The organism is Beggiatoa alba B18LD (assembly GCF_000245015.1).
GTDB lineage: Bacteria > Pseudomonadota > Gammaproteobacteria > Beggiatoales > Beggiatoaceae > Beggiatoa > Beggiatoa alba.
In genome coordinates this window covers 1,566,013-1,583,558 of record NZ_JH600070.1, presented here as the reverse complement: position 1 = coordinate 1,583,558, position 17,546 = coordinate 1,566,013, and the positions used below count along the sequence as shown (strand labels likewise).

Sequence of the window (17,546 nt, the reverse complement as noted above, 5' to 3'; positions counted from 1 at the left end):
AAAAACAATTACATTCATGTTTTAGTCTTATACCTTATTCATCAGGATGTTCTTCACAACAATATTGTTCTCGATACCCGATAACGTTAGAAATAATAACGTACATGTCCGTGAATTCTTTAATATCAAGCGTACAAAAGTATTCATCACCCTCTGCTTGCATACGCTTCCAGTGGCTTATCTCTGTCTGTAATCTTTTCACATCTTCTTCTGGGTTTCCTGACTTTAAAATGACTTGTCCGTCTGAATACAGTGCCATATGAAAATATCCTCTAGTTGTATGAAGATAACTCCCACTTATTGAGATAATGGGCATCAATTTTGTTAAAAATAGGGTTAATACTTTGTTGGTCGTCGTTGATTAATCGCTTGCCAACACATCGCAATGGCTTGTTTAGGCGTTAACTGCTTTTCAAATTGCGGACGAAATAAAGTTTCAATCTGTTGCGCGGTCATGGACACATTTTCTTGTTCTAAATAGGTACAAATTTCATTAAACCAACGTAAATAAGTATAAGGTTGGGACATTATCGTTTCTCAATCATGACTTAAAACAAGGGGGTTTATGTTTAACGCATCCCCTAAAATGGATTACAAAGAAATACAGACTATTTTAACAGCCTAATAAATGAGTCGTTATAAAACAGGTCAAATTTTTTACGCTTTTTTAAGAACGATTGCTTGACAAAAATTAGATTTAGGTGTTTAATATGTGCTTTACACGCCGCGTGGCCAGATAGCTCAGTCGGTAGAGCAGGGGACTGAAAATCCCCGTGTCGTTGGTTCGATTCCGACTCTGGCCACCATTCTTTGATTAAGTCTTGTTTTAACACTTTATCTAAGTGTTTTTCTCATCGTAAAATCCCCTAACATTAAGCAAGTCACTTTCTCATTTTTCCTATACTTTAACTTTATAGGCAATATGTTTAGTTTGTCTCAATTTCCTGCACGCCATTTATTCATTCAAAAATAATCATCTGTCTGAATCAGAATTTTTATAATTTCGCATTTTAATCCTAACCTGAGTTCGGCGAGTTTCTGTTAAAGAAACAACAGCTTGTCTGAATCAGAATTCACAAAATTTTCAGAATTAGCAGAATTAAAAAGCATGATTCATCTTACTTTTTGGTTTAAGGGTTTTAAATTCCGCTAATTCTGTTAATTCTGAAAATCCTGATTCAGACAATGTTGTAATCTTGTCTGGTGAATCTTAATGAAAAACAAGAGAATAATCTCTGCCAGTCCTTCAACCCTTTTCGCGTGTTCCAACAGACCTGCTAGGTTTTGAAAACCTAGCAGGTCTCTGTTTTATTTTATAAAACTCGCCGAACTCAGGTTAATCCTAATATCGATTTGAACAAATTAAAACGCCCCTTCATTTTTGTTCCATGAAGGGGCGTTTTTTATTAGACGTAATGATGTCAATTAAGAAGCAGATTTACGAGTTTCTAAAATAATAATTCCTTTCAGTAAGTTAAGGGCTTCATGAACAGCATAATCGCGTTGGGCGAGCGGTTTTTCTGCATCCTTTTTCGCGGTTGTGTCTTTGCTGTCTTTAGCATCTTTAGAAGTATCTGTGGCTTGTGGTTGTTTGCCGTTTTTCAGGTCTTCCTCTTCTAGGGCTTTGTTCACTTCGTCTGCTTTAGATTTTTTGTCTAAATGACGAGCAAGGTCTGCTTCTCTTAAGCCTAAATCTTCATTTTTTGCTTCGGCAAGTTCTAAGCGTTTCAGTGGGATATCAGGAACAATCCCTTCTGCTTGTATAGAGCGACCTGACGGGGTGTAGTAACGGGCTGTGGTGAGTTTTAATGCTGCATTGTTTCCCATCGGCAGAATGGTCTGTACAGAGCCTTTTCCGAAGGTTTTTTCACCCATGATGATGGCGCGTTTGTGGTCTTGTAGTGCGCCTGCAACAATTTCGGAGGCTGAGGCTGAACCACCGTTAACGAGAACAACAATTGGTGCACCGTTAAGTACGTCATCGGGACGGGCTTCAAATTTTAGATGGGCATCGTTGGTACGTCCTTCGGTGTACACAATGAGTCCGTCTGTAATGAATGCGTCAGAGATGGCGACAGCTGCGTTGAGTACGCCCCCTGGGTTATTGCGTAGGTCTAGGACGAGTCCTTTTATTCCATCTTTATTGTCTTTTCTCAGGGTTTCTAAAGCTTTGCTTAGGTCTTCACCAGTATGGGCTTGGAAGTGGCTGATACGAACATAGGCGTAGCCTTGTTCTAGGGTATCGCTACGCACGCTTTTTACTTGGATGATATCGCGGACAATATCAATGGTAAGTGGTTTTTCTTCGTTTTCGCGGACAATGGTCAGTTTGATACTGCTTCCTGGTTTACCGCGCATGAGTTTAACTGCTTCTGTCAGACTTAAGCCTTTTACGGGGGTATCGTCTAAACGGATAATCATGTCTCCCGCTTGTATGCCTGCTTTTTGAGCGGGGGTGTCGTCAATGGGGGAAATGACTTTAACAAAGCCATCTTCCATGCCTACTTCAATGCCTAAACCGCCGAATTCACCTGTCGTGCCAACTTGCAGTTCTTGATAGGCTTCTTCTGTAAGGTAGTTAGAATGGGGGTCTAGCCCTGATAACATTCCTTGAATGGCATTTTGTAGAAGTGTTTTGTCGTCAACGGGTTCTACATAGCTGCTTTTAATGCGGTGGAAAACTTCCGTAAATGCACGTAGGTCTTCAAAGGGAATGGTTTTTGTACTGGTGTCGCGTTCGGCAAAAACGTTAGTTCCTAGGATGGTAAAGGCAACGAAAGAACCTAGCACCGTACCTGCAACGAGTGTAGGTAGTTGACGGGAAAAGATATCCATGAAATTCTCCGACCATATGTTGTTATGGCACTTAGCTGAAACTGTAAAAGCGTATGTGGGTATGCTACCCGTTTGTTACAAGTATATTTAATTATGTATCCACGTCAAAGGGTCAACAGGAACGCCTTGGTAGCGGAGTTCAAAGTATAAACCTGTGATATTGCGCCCGCCGCTGTTGCCAACGCTGGCAATTGGAGTACCTGCTTCAACCCAGTCACCTGTTTTGACGTATAGGCTTTGGTTGTGTCCGTATAGGCTCATGTAGCCTTTACCGTGGTCGATGATAATGAGTTGTCCCATATTACGAAACCAGTCAGCAAAAGCAATGCGTCCTGAGGCAATGCTGGTGATTTTGTCGCCAAGTGGGGCATTAATCAGTAACCCTTGGTATTTTAGTGAGCCGATGAGTTCGTCTCCAAATTTTTTTGTAATGTCACCTGCAACAGGGCGAGGTAAGTTGCCTTTGAGTGTAGCAAAAATGGTGTTGGACTCTACAGGCGGGGGGAGGGTTTCAAAGGTTTTGTCGACAATGCCTAGGAGTTGTTCTAGTTGTTTTTTGTCGTCTTGTAGGCGTTTGATTTCTTTATCGGTGCTTTCTATGGTGCGGGCGAGTTCTTCAAGAATGCCTTGGCGGTCTTGGTAGCTGGTTTCTAGTTGGTTCTTTTTGGTGCTTTGTTCGCCAATAAGTGTATTAACAGTGCTAGTTTCTTGGACAATTTGTTGGCTTAGGGTTTGGATGTGTTTAAGGGTTGTTTGTATGGCATCAATTTCTTGAATACGGGCGCGGTTGATGTAGTCGTAATAGGTGAGTACGCGACCAATTGCAAAGGGGTCTTGTTGGTTGAGCCACAGTTTTAGATAGTCTTGTCGTCCTGTGATGTAAGCAGCGCGGATTTGTTTGGCGAGGGCTTGACGCTGTTCTGTGAGTTTTTGGGTCTGTTGTTGTTTTTGTTGTTCTAAGTCAATGAGGGTGTTGCGTTTATCGGTTAGTTCTTCGCTAAGTCCGTCTAGGCGTTCAGCGGTTTCACCAATGTCTTCTTCGCGTTGTTGAAGTTGACGTTGTAAGCGTCCGTATTCGGTGCGGGTGTCTTGCATTTTGTCTTGCAGTGCTTGAATACGGGCAGTGAGTTGTTGGAGTTGGTCGGCTGTAGATTCGCTAAATCCCAGTATTGGCAGGAGGATTAGGCCAATGAGTAAGCTGAGACGGTGCATATGGTGTGGGATTAGGTGGTGAGGTGGATGGTCGTCCACCTGCTATAACAAATAGGGGGTTGGTATTTAAGCGGTCACAATTTGTGCAAGTTCTTCTGCATATCGCCGTGAGTAGCTTAGGAGCATACCTAGTGCATTTTTATGGGTTGTCAGTGAGACAAGGACAAGGTCTTTATTGACGTGCATAAAGGCAATAATACCGCCTTTGTTTTCAGAAATGACGTTTTCGCAGTTGCCCATACGCAGTTCGGCGGTGATGGTGTCTCCAAGTGACATGAGGGTACTACCCATCGTCGCCAAACGTTCTAAGGAGTATTGGTTTGCTTTTTGACGCATGGCGACGAGGTGACCGTCTAATGTTGCAACGACGCTTGCATCAATTGCGTTGCAGTCATCGAGTAATTTACCGAGTCTTAATTCTACTTGTTTGATTTGTGTTGTTGAAAGCAGTGCCATAGTTGAAATCCATATCCTGTATTAGTCATGATGTTTGTCAGTTAATTTGGTTAGGTGATTTAACCAAACTCGAGCATTGCGACAAGGGCTTGTATGAGCATCACGACACTTTCTTTTGAGCGGGCATCAATGGGAAATAAAGGCAGTTGAATCCCGCGATTTTGCAAAAATGTATAGTATGCCTCAATACTCGGTTCATTGCTGATATCTGTGCGTGTAATTCCAATAACGGCTGTTGTTTCCGTAATAAATTCATGGAAATTGTCTAAATAGCGGGCTAAATCACCAATAGGGTCTGAACCTGCATTATCTATAAGAATAATGAGACCTAGCGCGCCTTTAGTTAAAATTTTCCACATGTAGTCAAAGCGTTGTTGACCCGGTGTACCGTATAAACGGAGTTTTTGTCCATCTTCTAGGGTAAGTTCGCCATAGTCCATTGCGACTGTGGTTTTTTCTTTGCGTTGTGCCGTTTCTAAATCAGTGGCACGCACATCGGTGTTAATCACAGGGATTTCGCTAATGGTGGCGATTGCAGAGCTTTTACCTGCTCCCATACTACCAGTAAATACAATTTTAATTTCACTCATGACATTAGGCGTTTTAAGATACCTTTAAACAAGTGACGTTTTACCCCTGACACAGATTTTTCCTGTAGTGGATTTTGTTTCTCTTCTGCAATTGTCAGTCCTAAAACTTGGCAGGCATTGAAGAAGTCAATAACAGTATGAAGTTCTACTTGGGTCTTTTCTGCAATCGTCGATAAATCTGCACCGTGTTTTAGCATAAATGCGGCGAGATTCATGTAAGTTGGTTGGTGTGGTAAAACAGCAAAATTTGGCCATTGTTTTAAACGGATAGAAACATTAGGGGGATAAGAGGTAATGATGCGTCCATGGGACGCGGCTAATGTTGTTACCCATAGGATTGTTTCAATGGGATAACCATTTAAACCACTTTTTTCTACTTCGCTTAAAACCGTTTCGGGCGATAACTCGCTGCAGTCTATGTGTTCAGAGTACGCGCCATACATCATTTTTTGAGCAGAATTCAGTTGATTAAGACTCATCCCGAGTTTGGTTGTAAAACAACGACGTTCTGTCGGGAGGAGATAAATAGGGGGAAGTCCTGCACAGCTAAATCGTTTAATTGTTTTGGCTTGTATCGCGGTTTGAAGAAGTCCTAAGAGATATTGAGCAGGGTTAAACCGATTGTTATTATTATCATTAGTTGCCTCAGATTGTGAGGGGGTGATAGCTTGGTTTATTGTTGGCGTTTTTAAAAGAATGGGGATAGAGCTTGTTGGTACCAATGGCGTAGCAACAGCAGGCGTTGATGTTGTTAACGGAATTTGGCAAGCAATGGATTGGTATTCAACTAGCGCATTCAAGAGGGTAATGAGTGGCTGTACACGGATGGGTTTAGGGAGAAACCATTGAGCATCATAGATATTGTATTTTGCATAGGCAATAACACATTGTTTATCACTGATTGCGTGTTCCCAGAAGAGTTTGCCATCGGTTTGTTCCACATCAACCACGGTAATATTAGCAGTTTCTGCAAATTCCCATTCTGCACTGAGCTGTCTTTGCACGAGTTGCAACATGGATTTGAAGAAGACGCTATCGTTTTTCTCCAACGCTTTAATGGAAATTTTGTAGGGCATATCACATTAAACGACTAATCGCACCAATAACAAACCACGTAAAAACTACGTGCGTTAAAATGTTTCTCTGCCAATTTAGCATAATTTATACCATTGAATCCAAAGTTGTATTTGTGATTGGGTGGAATCAAGTGTGTGTATCATACTGCTTTTATCACATTTGTGCTTGTAAAATAGCTAATAAAGCATGAACTAATATTTTTACATCATTTGCCTGACGTGCATCAATTTCGAACAATGGAAAAATTTGGTTTCTGCTCATTAGTTTATTTCTATAGTCGTCTAAACTAACGTGGTTAGACACGTCCATACGGGTAATACCAATGACTGCCCCCGTTTGATTGATAAAGTCTTTAAAGGAATCAAGGTAAAATTCTAAGTCAGCGAGCGGGTCTGGGCGAGCATTGTCTAATAGTAGCACTAAACCAATTCCCCCTTGTGCTAAAATTGTCCACATATAATCAAAGCGTTGTTGTCCGGGTGTGCCATATAAATGGACACGTTGACCATCATCTAAGGTGAAATAACCATAATCCATTGCGACCGTCGTCGTTTCTTTGCGTGCCTGTCCTTCATTATCAGAACAACGGACATCTGTAGAAATTGGCGGTACTTCACTAATTGAGCTGATAGCTGTTGTTTTACCTGCGCCCATAGGTCCAGTAAAAATTATTTTTTCCATATAATCGTGAGTGTCGCTGTATCGTTGAAGATAGAAAGTGAATAATATTCTTATTGATTTTATAAAAAAATGATTATTACAAAAAAATTAAGGGTTGCAACGGTTTATGGAATCGTAAAACACGGTTAAACCTTTAACAGCGTGATACAACCGTTACAACCCTTCTGTATCCCCTAAAATAATAAAATATAGGGTTCTACCATACTTTTTTTATCGTAAACTCGCCATTAACATGTTGGCTTGAGGAATACATCCTTTTCCCACCATCCAGACCACTTTGTGTGAGACAGTGGGTAAATTATCAGGGAGTTGATACAATACCAGCATTTTAAAGGTAGAACTGCCATGTCGACTGCTCAATTCCACTGTGTAAGTATCCCCATAAACAACGGGTAAATTATGTGGCCATTGGATAGTGGTGCGATTGGCAGGCCACACGACTTCTGCTTGTTGTCCTGATGATTTGTGTTTAATTAATAAATCGCCTGCTAAACGACTATCCGTTTCAGGTCGCCAGAGAGAAAGCTGTTCAGGATTAGCAACACAGTAATGACGTTTTTTCGTGCTAATATCAACTAACCATAAATCAGCGGGGGACTCCTGCGGACTTCGTGTTAATGGGGTGGATAGCTCACTGCTGTGCAAAATTCCCGCCAACGCGACCGCTATATTCTCATGATTTGTGACCGTTGGGGTCTCTTCGCTGGATGTATTCGCTGTTTTTACTGATGAAAGGCGTGGTTTTTGCACTAGTCCTTGGAATGCCCCTTGTAAAGTAGTACTTTGACCATCTGCAAAAACAAGGGTAATTTCTGCCCCTTGAGGGAGCATTACTGCCGTCGTAGATGACAATAATTGTCCTATCGTAAATAAAGGAGAATTAGAACGGATAACAACCATATCGTCATTAACGGCATATACACTATTTAACCAAAAGACTAATAATACACAAATAAATTTTTTCATAAACACTAACTCCTTAAATAGACTAATAAAAGGGATTCATTAATCTTCATTTAAACTGAGTGATTCAATTTTAAGAATGAATGCCTTGTTTTATCCTCAAGTTTAGCAAAATATCTACCTAAAAACCTGACAGAGGTGTTTTTACACATTCACTGTAAAGCGAGTCTTTACAAGGAATGAAGATTCATATGGCAAATTCACTTTCAGCGGTAAAAAAGACCCAGCACCTAGCCTTACAAGTCGCACCGCAAGCCTTTGCAGTGCTATTAAAGTCTTATTTAAAACGGTGCAATATCAATGAAGCAACTTTTGCGGAAGCATTAAATATTCGGCGGGGAACTTTAACCCGTTGGTTAAATGGTACTGTTAGCCGTCCACGTCAACGGGCGGATGTTATTCGTTGTGCAACATATCTCAATTTAAACGCTGAAGAACGCAATACCCTCTTAACAGCGGCAGGTTTTCCGCTTGAGCATGGGACACGTTATCGCATGGCAACACCTTCACTTTCTTTTAATCTGGGTGCAATACAACGCAGTCCTTTTATTATTGGCCCCCCTATTACAGAACCTCGTCAATTTTTTGGGCGTGAGTATGTATTAAAACGAATTTTCGATGTTTGGAAATGTACGCCCCTTCAACATATTGCCGTTGTTGGTTTAAAGCGCAGTGGTAAAACGTCTTTACTGCATTATTTACGTCGCATTATTGACACCCCAGCCGACCAGCTACGCACAGGACAACGTAATGATTGGCTATTACCGGGTTATCAATGGATTTTTGTTGATTTTCAAGACCCACGTATGTGCTATCAAGAAAGTCTGTTACGGCATTTATTGGTTGAAATGAATATGCCTGTACCAGAACCTTGCGATTTAATCAGCTTTATGGAAATTATTGATCAATATCTAACAATTCCAACCATTATCTTGTTAGATGAAATTAATGCAGGGTTAGCCGCAACAGATTTAGATGAGCAATTTTGGTGGGGATTACGTTCATTAGGCAGTAATCATACAAACGGTAAACTCGGATTTTTATTAACCGCCCATCAAGCCCCTGAAGAAATGGCAATGGATAATAGTAAACCATCGCCATTCTTTAATATTTTTGGGCATGTTCTGAATTTAGGCGCGTTAACAGAAACAGAAGCCTTGGCATTGATTCAAAGCTCACCCATTCCTTTTTCTGAAGCAGATACCGCGTGGATTATGGCTGAAAGTGGTTTATGGCCTGCCCTGTTGCAGATTCTTTGTCATGCCCGTTTAACCGCTTTGCAAGAAAATCAAACAGGACTTGCATGGCAGGTTGAAGGCTTAAAACGCATGAATTCTTATCGTTATCTATTAACACAAGACATATCATAAATAGATAAAAGGTTGCGACAGTGCAAAGGCTGTCACAGCCTTTTATCTTTCAATGTTCCCCTCTGACTGCATACATTGACCATTCCGCATGAATGTTTCCGCTCAATCGCGCCCGCGCTTCCGACATTTCTTACTACAAAGTTGCTTACTGAGTTTTTCATTATTAGGCTGGTTATTGTTTAAACCGACAGGATGGCGACGTTATCTACAAGATATTAGCCCTAATCTGCCCCCTGATTTCGCACTCAGTGATTTACAGACAATACACTGGCAATCTACCCATTTATGGCAATTGTTATTAGCAGGGCATGTTATCTGGGCAATCTGGGTGAGTTTAATCACCATTAGCATGGTTAGCTTATTTACAAATACAACAGATGCACTCTTTTTAAGCGGTGCTTACGCCTACTTTTTCACCCTCATTGGCGGTTTAATCGGTAGTTTAAGCGTCTCCGTTATTTTCGGCATCACGATTGGCATTATTGGCGGTATCGCCCTAAGTTTAACGGTTGGTTTATACAACGAAACCGTGTTTAGCATGGCGGAAAATATTGCAATTGTTGTCATGCTCAACGTCAGTGAAGAAAGTATTCAAATCCCACAAGGGACATTACAAGCATGGATGACGATATTATTAGCCGTGTTTACGGCAAGCCTTGCCGCAAGCATTATGCAAAACATCACGATAACCCCTTATCGCCATTCACAACAACGACAAATCGGTAGCGTTGTCATTGGCGTTATTATCAGCAGTGGTGCGATTTATTTTATTATTCAATTTATTAGCACATTGGCACAGGGAGCGGCGAAACTACTTGAAAATGGAGGCGTGTTTAGTTTCGTCTATGACAGTTTAATTAGTCTTATGTTTGGTATCGCAATTTTTCTCATTTGGATACTACAAACGTTACGCATTGGGCAAGGGCTACTCTTAGGCTTTTTAGTGAGCACCCTGCTGATTCTCAGCACACTACCATTGAATCAATTTGAAGACCAAAACAGCTTATCTTTAATAATTAAAGGCGTTCATGACGGTATAGAAAATGGACTACTTTATACACTCCTATTTGCCTTTCCTTATGCATTAGCAAAACGAATTGCAAATCCGTGGGCTGGCTTAGTTGCGGGAATTTTTAGCAGTGCAGGCATGTATATTGCCTTCGTAGTAATATTAAAAACGCAATCATTAGAATTGACATTACGCTTCTTACTACTGGCATTTTTAATCGGCATTAGTTTTCCCGCTTGGATTTCTTTATTAATTTATCCATTTGTATCTGCTTGGAACTTAATTTTATACCGCTTAGAAGAATTACGTGCGCCTGATGCGCCCAGTTTACTGCCACTACATTCTGCATTTTGGGATGAACGACAACGCTTACCACTCTATGGCTTAGAAAGCTATTTAGTGATGTTAGCCGAGCGTAAACCTGCTGAAACTGAGCAGGCTATTTATGCACTGAGTCAAACCCCACAGAAATGGGCAGCACAAGAAGCACAAATCGAGCTAGATGCACGTCGATTAGAACAATGTCAAACCGTTGCCGCTATTAGTAAAGCACATAAACATTTAGCAGCGGGCGAATTATCCAGCCCTGTCAGTGCCCTACTACGTAGTTTAAGCCGAATTAGCCGCGATACAGAAGCCGCTTTATTACAAGAAAGCACCTATAATCAACGTCTAGCCTTAGATGCCGTTGAAGAACGCTTAGATGGTTTATTACGCGAATTAACCCGTTCTACAGAACCTTACGCGCTTCGTTTTCGCCCAATTGCAGAACAATGGCGGCAACAACTTTCTGATTATGGGCGTGCTTTAGGCGAAGCCGTTGAAAGTCGGCAAGAGATTAGCAATCCGTACATTATTGGTATTCCCTTAACAGAACATCAAGAAATCTTTGTTGGTCGGGGAGATGTCAGCGAACAAATAGAACGTTTACTCCTTGACAATCGTTGCCCGCCTTTATTGCTTTACGGACAACGCCGTACAGGAAAAACATCACTATTAAATAACTTAGGGCGATTACTACCCAGCACAATTATTCCATTATTTGTAGATTTACAAGGGCCTGCTTCACTCGCAAAAAATTACGAAGGCTTTTTATACAATATCAGTCGAGCAATGCTGAGTTCTGCAAAGCGGCATCGTGAAATTCAGCTACCCGCACTAAACCGCGAAATCTTACGCGATGACCCATTTACTTATTTTGATGAATGGCTAGACACCATAGAACAAAGCCTAGAATCACAACAAACTATTTTATTAACCTTAGATGAATTCAGCGCGTTAGAACATGTATTTGCAAAAAATTTATTAGATGAAGCCTCTGTATTAGGCATGTTCCGCCACATCATCCAACATCGACCACGCTTCAAGCTCCTACTATCAGGCTCACACACGATAGATGAATTTGAACGCTGGGCAAGTTATTTAATTAATGTTCGAATTGTGCACTTAAGTTATTTACAAGCCAGTGAAGCCCTAAAACTCATTGAACAACCAGTACAAGGCTTTGCATTACGTTACGAATACAATGCAAGCCAACGTGTGATGGAAGTAACCCGTTGTCATCCTGCGCTAATACAACTCCTATGTGCGGAAATTGTGACCTTAAAAAATCGCCAACACATTCATGAAAGACGTTTAGCCACTTTAGAAAATGTCGACGCGGCAATTCCCTCTGCATTACAACATGGGCGTTTCTTTTTTGCAGATATAGAAAATAATCAAGTCAGCCATATCGGTGCAGAAATATTACATCGACTCGCTGAGTGTGGAGAAGGGGCTATTTTAACCACGGAAGAATTAGCAAAACCCTATACATTGGAAGTATTTACCCCTGCACTACAAAATCTCTTACAACGGGAACTCCTTGAACCGTTAGGAAAAGGCTATCGTTTTCAAGTAGAAATGGTTAGACGCTGGTTTTGTGGATAGAAACAACGAGATTATGTTATGATGAAAAACGCTTTTATAGAAAATACAACATATTATCAATATATATAAAGAGATAGGTGTAAAATTGGCGGTTAAGTTATTTATTTTATAGATATCTTTATCCTAATATTTTACTCAAATGGGTTAGATTTAAGTGTTTGATACCAAGTTAGATTGGTTATAAAAAAGGATTGTTTATTCAATACAAAAAATAATCTGCCCTGTCTATATTTACGTACTTGATGAATTTAAGGTTTCACAACATGAAAAAACTAACACTTTCTCTTGCCGTTGCTACCAGCTTAAAACTTCTTCCAACGGTCGCAACTGCTGAAACATTTATCTATGGTTCAGCGACCGAGCCTAGATCCACAGGCTATCCGATTTATGCGATGGAACAACCTTTAGAAGCAGCAAATCACTACTGGAACGTCACAGGCAATACACTTGTTGTTCGCTTTTTAACCATCCCAAGTTATACCGTTACATCAAGCACACCTTTATTCGTTAAAATTGCGCTTAGGAACGGTGTCCGTTTCTCAAATGCCCCAAGCCTCCTATGTAAAACCACCGCAGGCATGACCGCAGCCGTAAAAGTTTCCTTAGGGTCATCCAACACAGCCAGAGCCACATTCTCCCTAAAAACAGGTTACAGAATAAGCCCAATCAGTGGCTATTGCAGTTTACTGGTGTTAAGTGGTACAACTGCTGCAAAAACAGCTTATTACAATCTTGGTTCTGTCAGAGAAGACAAGATTTTTTCTGCAACAGTTGAGTACAAAAATGCCTTTGCTGTTAAAACGACAGCGTATGTGGGTCGATATGTGACTTTCCAACAAGCCGCCGCGCTCGCGGTTTCTCGTGTAGATACGGCAGGTGTTGCAGCCAATGCCGTGATTGATGTGAAAGAAAGCTCCAAAAAATTTATTTCCACCACTGAAGTCAATGATCAAAATGCATTTGTGGGACGAGTTTCTTACAAGGGAAGTAATGACGGCGCAATTACCAATAGTATGTTACGCAACACGGCAACCTTTGTGACTGTCCCACATATCCTACAAACGGCGTTACTCACTGTACAAGGCGACTCCCTCATTAATGCCTCAAAAATTCGTCTCGTAACAGCAGGCTTAACAAACGAATGTCTATTAGGAACAACCATTGCTGAAATTGTACCAACGGGTAACAGCGTATCTTTTGCAATTTCACCAACGGCTGTTTCTGCGGGGGTTAATATCTGCTTAGAAGTCAACGGCACTGATGCTATCGAGCCCAGCCAATTAACCGTAACGCTAGGTGGTACACCCAAGAATGATTGGACACCTGACTTTGGTGATCCCAATATGAATATTCATCAAATCACGAAAAATGGCGCGACATTCAGAGTCTTAAATATTCCCGCCGTCTTGACCACTGATGCGACAACCCCCCAAGATAGAGCTTACATCCGCTTATACAACACCAATTCATTTGCAGCCGTTGTACGTGGCACGATGTACGCCCAAGATGGGTATCTAATTGGAGACTCAATCGTCATCGGTACGTTACAACCACATGAAGTCAGAGTGCTCGATGCCTCTTGGTTACAAGGTAATTTTGGCTTATGGTCAGGTCGTGCTCGTCTTGTCATTGATGTTGAAGCGGAAGAGTTCTCCGTACAAGCAACTATTCGTAGCAGAAGCGGCGTTTTAACTAACTTAAGCTCTGAAGCAACAGACTAATCTACTCTACTGTAATCAAAAAATTTTTATAACGAATGCCTACCACTTACTATACAAGTGGTGGGCGTTTTAGTTTAAAACTCACACACAAAAAACCTGCTAGGTTTTAAAAACCTAGCAGGTTTAGAACAACATAAAAATAACAGCTTAATGCCCGTTATTTACTCTTTTCTTCAAAAGTGACTTTAATATCAGGATAATAAAGACGGGTGAAACCTTCAAACCCCGAATCTGAACCAATAACAAGCCAAATCATGCCTGTACTATCCGTCGTAAATTCAAACGGCTCAGAATTACTTAAGGTTTTAACCTTATACTTATCCTCTTCCGTTTCAACCGCGACATTACCCAACAAAACCATATTAGTACCACCAACAGCTTGATTTCCCTTATCTATACTGATTTGCCAGTAACCTTCAGTATTAATTAACAGAGGGTCAGTAATAGAAACACCCGCTTTCAAGTAAACCGCCTCTCCGGGTGCGCCACCAATCCCCATAGAACCTGCTGCCGCATTAGATGCCACATCAATGGTAAACATGGCATAGTAACTGGTATTCGGTTTTAAGCCTGACACTGCACGCTTCATGAACATAAATAAATCATCACTACGATTATGTCCTTGCAACATCGGCGCACTGCCTGATAATTCCAAATCAGCGGGCAAAGTTTCATAACCAAAAGCCAACTCATAAATTTCTAGGTCTGCATCAACGGGTAAATCTGCAAATCCACCAATCCAGCCATCCACATCATCCTTAAAGTTGGAAAGATAACGAATTGTTTTCGCTTGAGTAGGAACAACATCAACATTCAACTGAACATAGCCGAGACTAGTATCCAACGCCCCATTGGCTTGTAAATCTGCCCCAAAATACAACCGATAACTCCCTAATGGTAAATGAACTTGGTCGAGAACCTTGAGAGATTTACCGTCATTAATAAGGGGAACTTGTTCAGCTAAGGCAAGACCTTCTACAAAGCCTCTGGTATTACCATCATAACTAAATAAACCAAAGGGCGTGCTAGTGACAATCCACCAATCCATCGGTTGTAAAACCGTGAAAGTTGGCAATGCGGTCGCGCTGATAGTGACCGTTAAAGGTTCATCGGGAGTAATGGTAATTTGATTGCTTTGCCCATTGGCTTCAAGACTTAGGTCAACAGGCAAACTATTTACCATCGCTTGACTAACCGTTGCATGACTGAGTAATAAACCCAGCATGACTAAACCATATTTGAAAAAGTGTTTTGGTCTGAACATAAAAAAATTTCCTATAAATTTAAAAAATAGAATATAATCAGTATATTATTGATATAGACTTATATCAACCTGAGAATATTCAGTTTTTATGACGATATAGAAATTATTTTACGTTAAATTTTTACCTTAGCCAGTAGTGTCTTATACTTAAATGACTTAAAAATTAATTAACATAATGAATATTAAGGTTATATAGTATCTTTTATTTAATAATAAAGAGGGAAATCATGCGCAAACGTAAGATTATGCAAATCATGCCCGCAGAAGGGTGGGCAGCAGTGTTTCACGACCAAAACGGCGTCGATAGTTTTGAGCCGATTGTTTGTTTTGCGTTAATTTGGCACGTCTATTCAGCAGAGGACGAAGCCTTAGAATATCATGTAATTCCGATGGTTAGCACAGATAAAGGCATTGTTTTAGCTGATGAAAATCCAAGCTATGTAACGGCAGTGAAGAAAAACTTATAGGCAATTTGAGAAAAAAGACCTACTTTTTTTGTCTGAATCAGAATTTTCAGAATTAGCAGAATTAAAAAGCATCATTCACCTTAAAATTTTTGGTTTAAGGGTTTTAAATTCTGTTAATTCTGAAAATTCTGATTCAGACAATATTTTAATCTTGCTGATTAAAGTAAGGTCAGACAGACCTACTATAGCAAACGTATTATAAAACGACATGAAGGACTGCCAGTCCTAGATTTAAATCACTTTATGGTACGGTTACTATAGGTTTTCAAAACCTAGCAAGTCTTTTTTATTTAAATCAATCCCCTATTTTGCCACCAACGCCCCAAATAACTACGAGAAAGAATTTCACCCGTTAAAAGATAATGCAAAACAAACTCATCCTTTAAATTCCAATGCATCCATTGGCTTGCAGACTGTGTTCCACATAACAATAAACAATCATTGACTTCTAAGGCTAACTCCTCGCTAGGCAGTAAAAACATCTTATCCCCACGAATACAAAGCAATACAACTGCGTTTAAACGCTCGCCACGTTCTCGCGGACGACTCAATAAATGTTGCAAGGTAGGCACACTCCCTGTATTGATAGCCTTCACGATTGCGGGAGCATTTTGTTGATTTATCTTGATTTCCCATAAAACAGGATGTGATGTGATAACGGTTTGTTGCAACCGCTCAAGTAACGCAAGTAACCACTTTTCATCCTCTTGCTCGGCAAGCATCATAAAACGTTCAAGCAACGGCGTTGTCAACAATATCCAAATATAATTTGCAATAATTTTGCTGGGTTGCATGATAATATCTGCACGAGCCGCTTCAAAAATAATCGCATTATCTGCCAAATTTTGCCGTAATACGATGAACAAATTCGGATTTAATTCTCGAGCCGTCATCACAATCGACAAATTATCCACATCATCATTTGTCCCCGCGACCAACCCAACAGCTTGCTCAATATTTGCCGCTTTTAACGTATCCGCCTCTGTCCCGCGCCCAATCACATACTCACCTTTAGGCGCACCCATTTCCGCAGGCGTTGCCTCAATCGTCACCAACTGAATAGGCTCTTCTTTTAACTCTTGATAAACCGCTTTTCCAAAACGCCCATAACCACACAAAACCCATAAACCTTGCTGAGGGAGCTTTAAATCAGCTGTTAGCGGTTTATTCCATTTACCAATAAACCACTGCTGCAAAATGTGAAGCGTTGGCGCGTGGAGCGTGGTTTGCAACTGACGAGCAAAAACTTCAAACGGATTTATCACATACTCAGTCCCAAAAGATGCCATATTTGCAGCAATTTTCTGGTCATCAACACGACAAATTACTTGAATATCAGGATTTAACAACTTTGCTGTAATCGCAACATGTAAATTCACCAGATTATTATTCGTAATAGCGACAACACCAGCACAACGAGGATGATTAATCCCCGCTTCCTGCAAATAATACGGTTTACTCGCATCTGCACACAAATGAGGCACATAAACGGCAAAATTTTCTAGCGACAACTCATCTAAATGACTCTGTTCAATCTCAATCACAACAGAACGAATCGAGCGCGTTTCCAATGCATGAACAAGTGCTTTACCCGTATCCCCATAGCCACACACCAAATAAAACGGCTCACGCAAACGGCTTACTGTTTTAGAAAAACGATGCTCTACTAAAACCCGTCGCAAAGACTCATCCTGCAACAACGACAGCAACGCACTAATGGCATACAACCAACCGATAACCGTTAAATAGACAACAATCATCGCCCACAAACGCTGGGCTTCAGAAAACGCATAAGGAATTTCACCAAAACCAATCGTTGTCGCCGTATAAGAAACAAAATAAAAGGCTTGATAAAAATTCATATACCAAGCCTGCCCGTTAGCATCCACGCCTAACATTAACGTCATGCCTATTACAGAAATTGAATAAACCCCAATTAATACCAATAACGGCGCGCGCATACGGCGCATAA

Annotated in this window: 15 protein-coding genes and 1 tRNA gene; 5 read left to right on the top strand and 11 right to left on the bottom strand. The window is 40.7% G+C overall.

Going from position 1 to position 17,546, the window contains the following annotated elements; translation table 11 throughout:
* Window positions 1–34: 34 nt before the first annotated feature.
* Both BEGALDRAFT_RS06395 and BEGALDRAFT_RS06390 read right to left on the bottom strand, forming a co-directional pair.
* Entirely contained in the window at window positions 35–259 is a 225-nt protein-coding gene (locus tag BEGALDRAFT_RS06395) for a hypothetical protein (RefSeq protein WP_002684906.1), read from the bottom strand.
* A 77-nt stretch (window positions 260–336) separates the two neighbouring features.
* Entirely contained in the window at window positions 337–528 is a 192-nt protein-coding gene (locus tag BEGALDRAFT_RS06390; protein WP_002684905.1) for a hypothetical protein, read from the bottom strand.
* A gap of 202 nt (window positions 529–730) precedes the next feature.
* Here BEGALDRAFT_RS06390 and BEGALDRAFT_RS06385 point away from each other — a divergent pair.
* A tRNA-Phe gene (locus BEGALDRAFT_RS06385) sits at window positions 731–806 on the top strand.
* A gap of 619 nt (window positions 807–1,425) precedes the next feature.
* On the opposite strand, the gene BEGALDRAFT_RS06380 is transcribed toward BEGALDRAFT_RS06385, so the two are convergent.
* The 7 genes from BEGALDRAFT_RS06380 to BEGALDRAFT_RS06350 form a co-directional block, all read right to left on the bottom strand.
* Window positions 1,426–2,835, bottom strand: a complete 1,410-nt coding sequence (locus BEGALDRAFT_RS06380; RefSeq protein ID WP_002684903.1) for a S41 family peptidase — start codon at window positions 2,833–2,835, stop codon at window positions 1,426–1,428.
* A gap of 87 nt (window positions 2,836–2,922) precedes the next feature.
* A complete protein-coding gene (locus tag BEGALDRAFT_RS06375) occupies window positions 2,923–4,086 on the bottom strand; it encodes a murein hydrolase activator EnvC family protein (RefSeq protein WP_232281972.1) in 1,164 nt (387 codons plus the stop codon).
* 27 nt (window positions 4,087–4,113) lie between these two features.
* Entirely contained in the window at window positions 4,114–4,503 is a 390-nt protein-coding gene (locus BEGALDRAFT_RS06370; RefSeq protein ID WP_002684900.1) for a roadblock/LC7 domain-containing protein, read from the bottom strand.
* 59 nt (window positions 4,504–4,562) lie between these two features.
* Window positions 4,563–5,093, bottom strand: coding sequence for a GTP-binding protein (locus BEGALDRAFT_RS06365; RefSeq protein ID WP_002684899.1), 531 nt, complete (start codon window positions 5,091–5,093; stop codon window positions 4,563–4,565).
* Complete coding sequence (locus BEGALDRAFT_RS06360; RefSeq protein ID WP_002684898.1) at window positions 5,090–6,169, bottom strand: hypothetical protein; 1,080 nt, start codon at window positions 6,167–6,169, stop codon at window positions 5,090–5,092. The genes BEGALDRAFT_RS06365 and BEGALDRAFT_RS06360 overlap by 4 nt, the downstream gene beginning before the upstream one ends.
* 154 nt (window positions 6,170–6,323) lie before the next feature.
* On the bottom strand, window positions 6,324–6,851 hold the full coding sequence (locus tag BEGALDRAFT_RS06355; RefSeq protein ID WP_002684897.1) for a GTP-binding protein: 528 nt from the start codon (window positions 6,849–6,851) through the stop codon (window positions 6,324–6,326).
* A gap of 210 nt (window positions 6,852–7,061) precedes the next feature.
* On the bottom strand, window positions 7,062–7,817 hold the full coding sequence (locus BEGALDRAFT_RS06350) for a hypothetical protein (protein WP_002684896.1): 756 nt from the start codon (window positions 7,815–7,817) through the stop codon (window positions 7,062–7,064).
* A 188-nt stretch (window positions 7,818–8,005) separates the two neighbouring features.
* Between BEGALDRAFT_RS06350 and BEGALDRAFT_RS06345 the strand changes: the two genes are divergently transcribed.
* The 3 genes from BEGALDRAFT_RS06345 (at window position 8,006) to BEGALDRAFT_RS06335 (ending at window position 13,843) form a co-directional block, all read left to right on the top strand.
* Entirely contained in the window at window positions 8,006–9,184 is a 1,179-nt protein-coding gene (locus tag BEGALDRAFT_RS06345; RefSeq protein ID WP_002684895.1) for a helix-turn-helix domain-containing protein, read from the top strand.
* An 88-nt stretch (window positions 9,185–9,272) separates the two neighbouring features.
* Window positions 9,273–12,122, top strand: a complete 2,850-nt coding sequence (locus BEGALDRAFT_RS19370; RefSeq protein ID WP_002684894.1) for an AAA family ATPase — start codon at window positions 9,273–9,275, stop codon at window positions 12,120–12,122.
* Between the two features lie 263 nt (window positions 12,123–12,385).
* Window positions 12,386–13,843, top strand: coding sequence for a hypothetical protein (locus tag BEGALDRAFT_RS06335; RefSeq protein ID WP_002684892.1), 1,458 nt, complete (start codon window positions 12,386–12,388; stop codon window positions 13,841–13,843).
* Between the two features lie 157 nt (window positions 13,844–14,000).
* Here BEGALDRAFT_RS06335 and BEGALDRAFT_RS18015 read toward each other — a convergent pair whose 3' ends face one another.
* Window positions 14,001–15,107, bottom strand: a complete 1,107-nt coding sequence (locus BEGALDRAFT_RS18015; RefSeq protein WP_002684891.1) for a hypothetical protein — start codon at window positions 15,105–15,107, stop codon at window positions 14,001–14,003.
* A gap of 227 nt (window positions 15,108–15,334) precedes the next feature.
* Here BEGALDRAFT_RS18015 and BEGALDRAFT_RS06325 point away from each other — a divergent pair, with 227 nt between their 5' ends.
* Window positions 15,335–15,574, top strand: coding sequence for a hypothetical protein (locus BEGALDRAFT_RS06325; RefSeq protein WP_002684889.1), 240 nt, complete (start codon window positions 15,335–15,337; stop codon window positions 15,572–15,574).
* Window positions 15,575–15,864: 290 nt separating this feature from the next.
* On the opposite strand, the gene BEGALDRAFT_RS06320 is transcribed toward BEGALDRAFT_RS06325, so the two are convergent.
* The gene (locus tag BEGALDRAFT_RS06320; RefSeq protein ID WP_198284612.1) at window positions 15,865–17,544 is read right to left on the bottom strand and encodes a potassium channel family protein; all 1,680 of its coding nucleotides are present in this window, start codon (window positions 17,542–17,544) and stop codon (window positions 15,865–15,867) included.
* Window positions 17,545–17,546 lie beyond the last annotated feature (2 nt).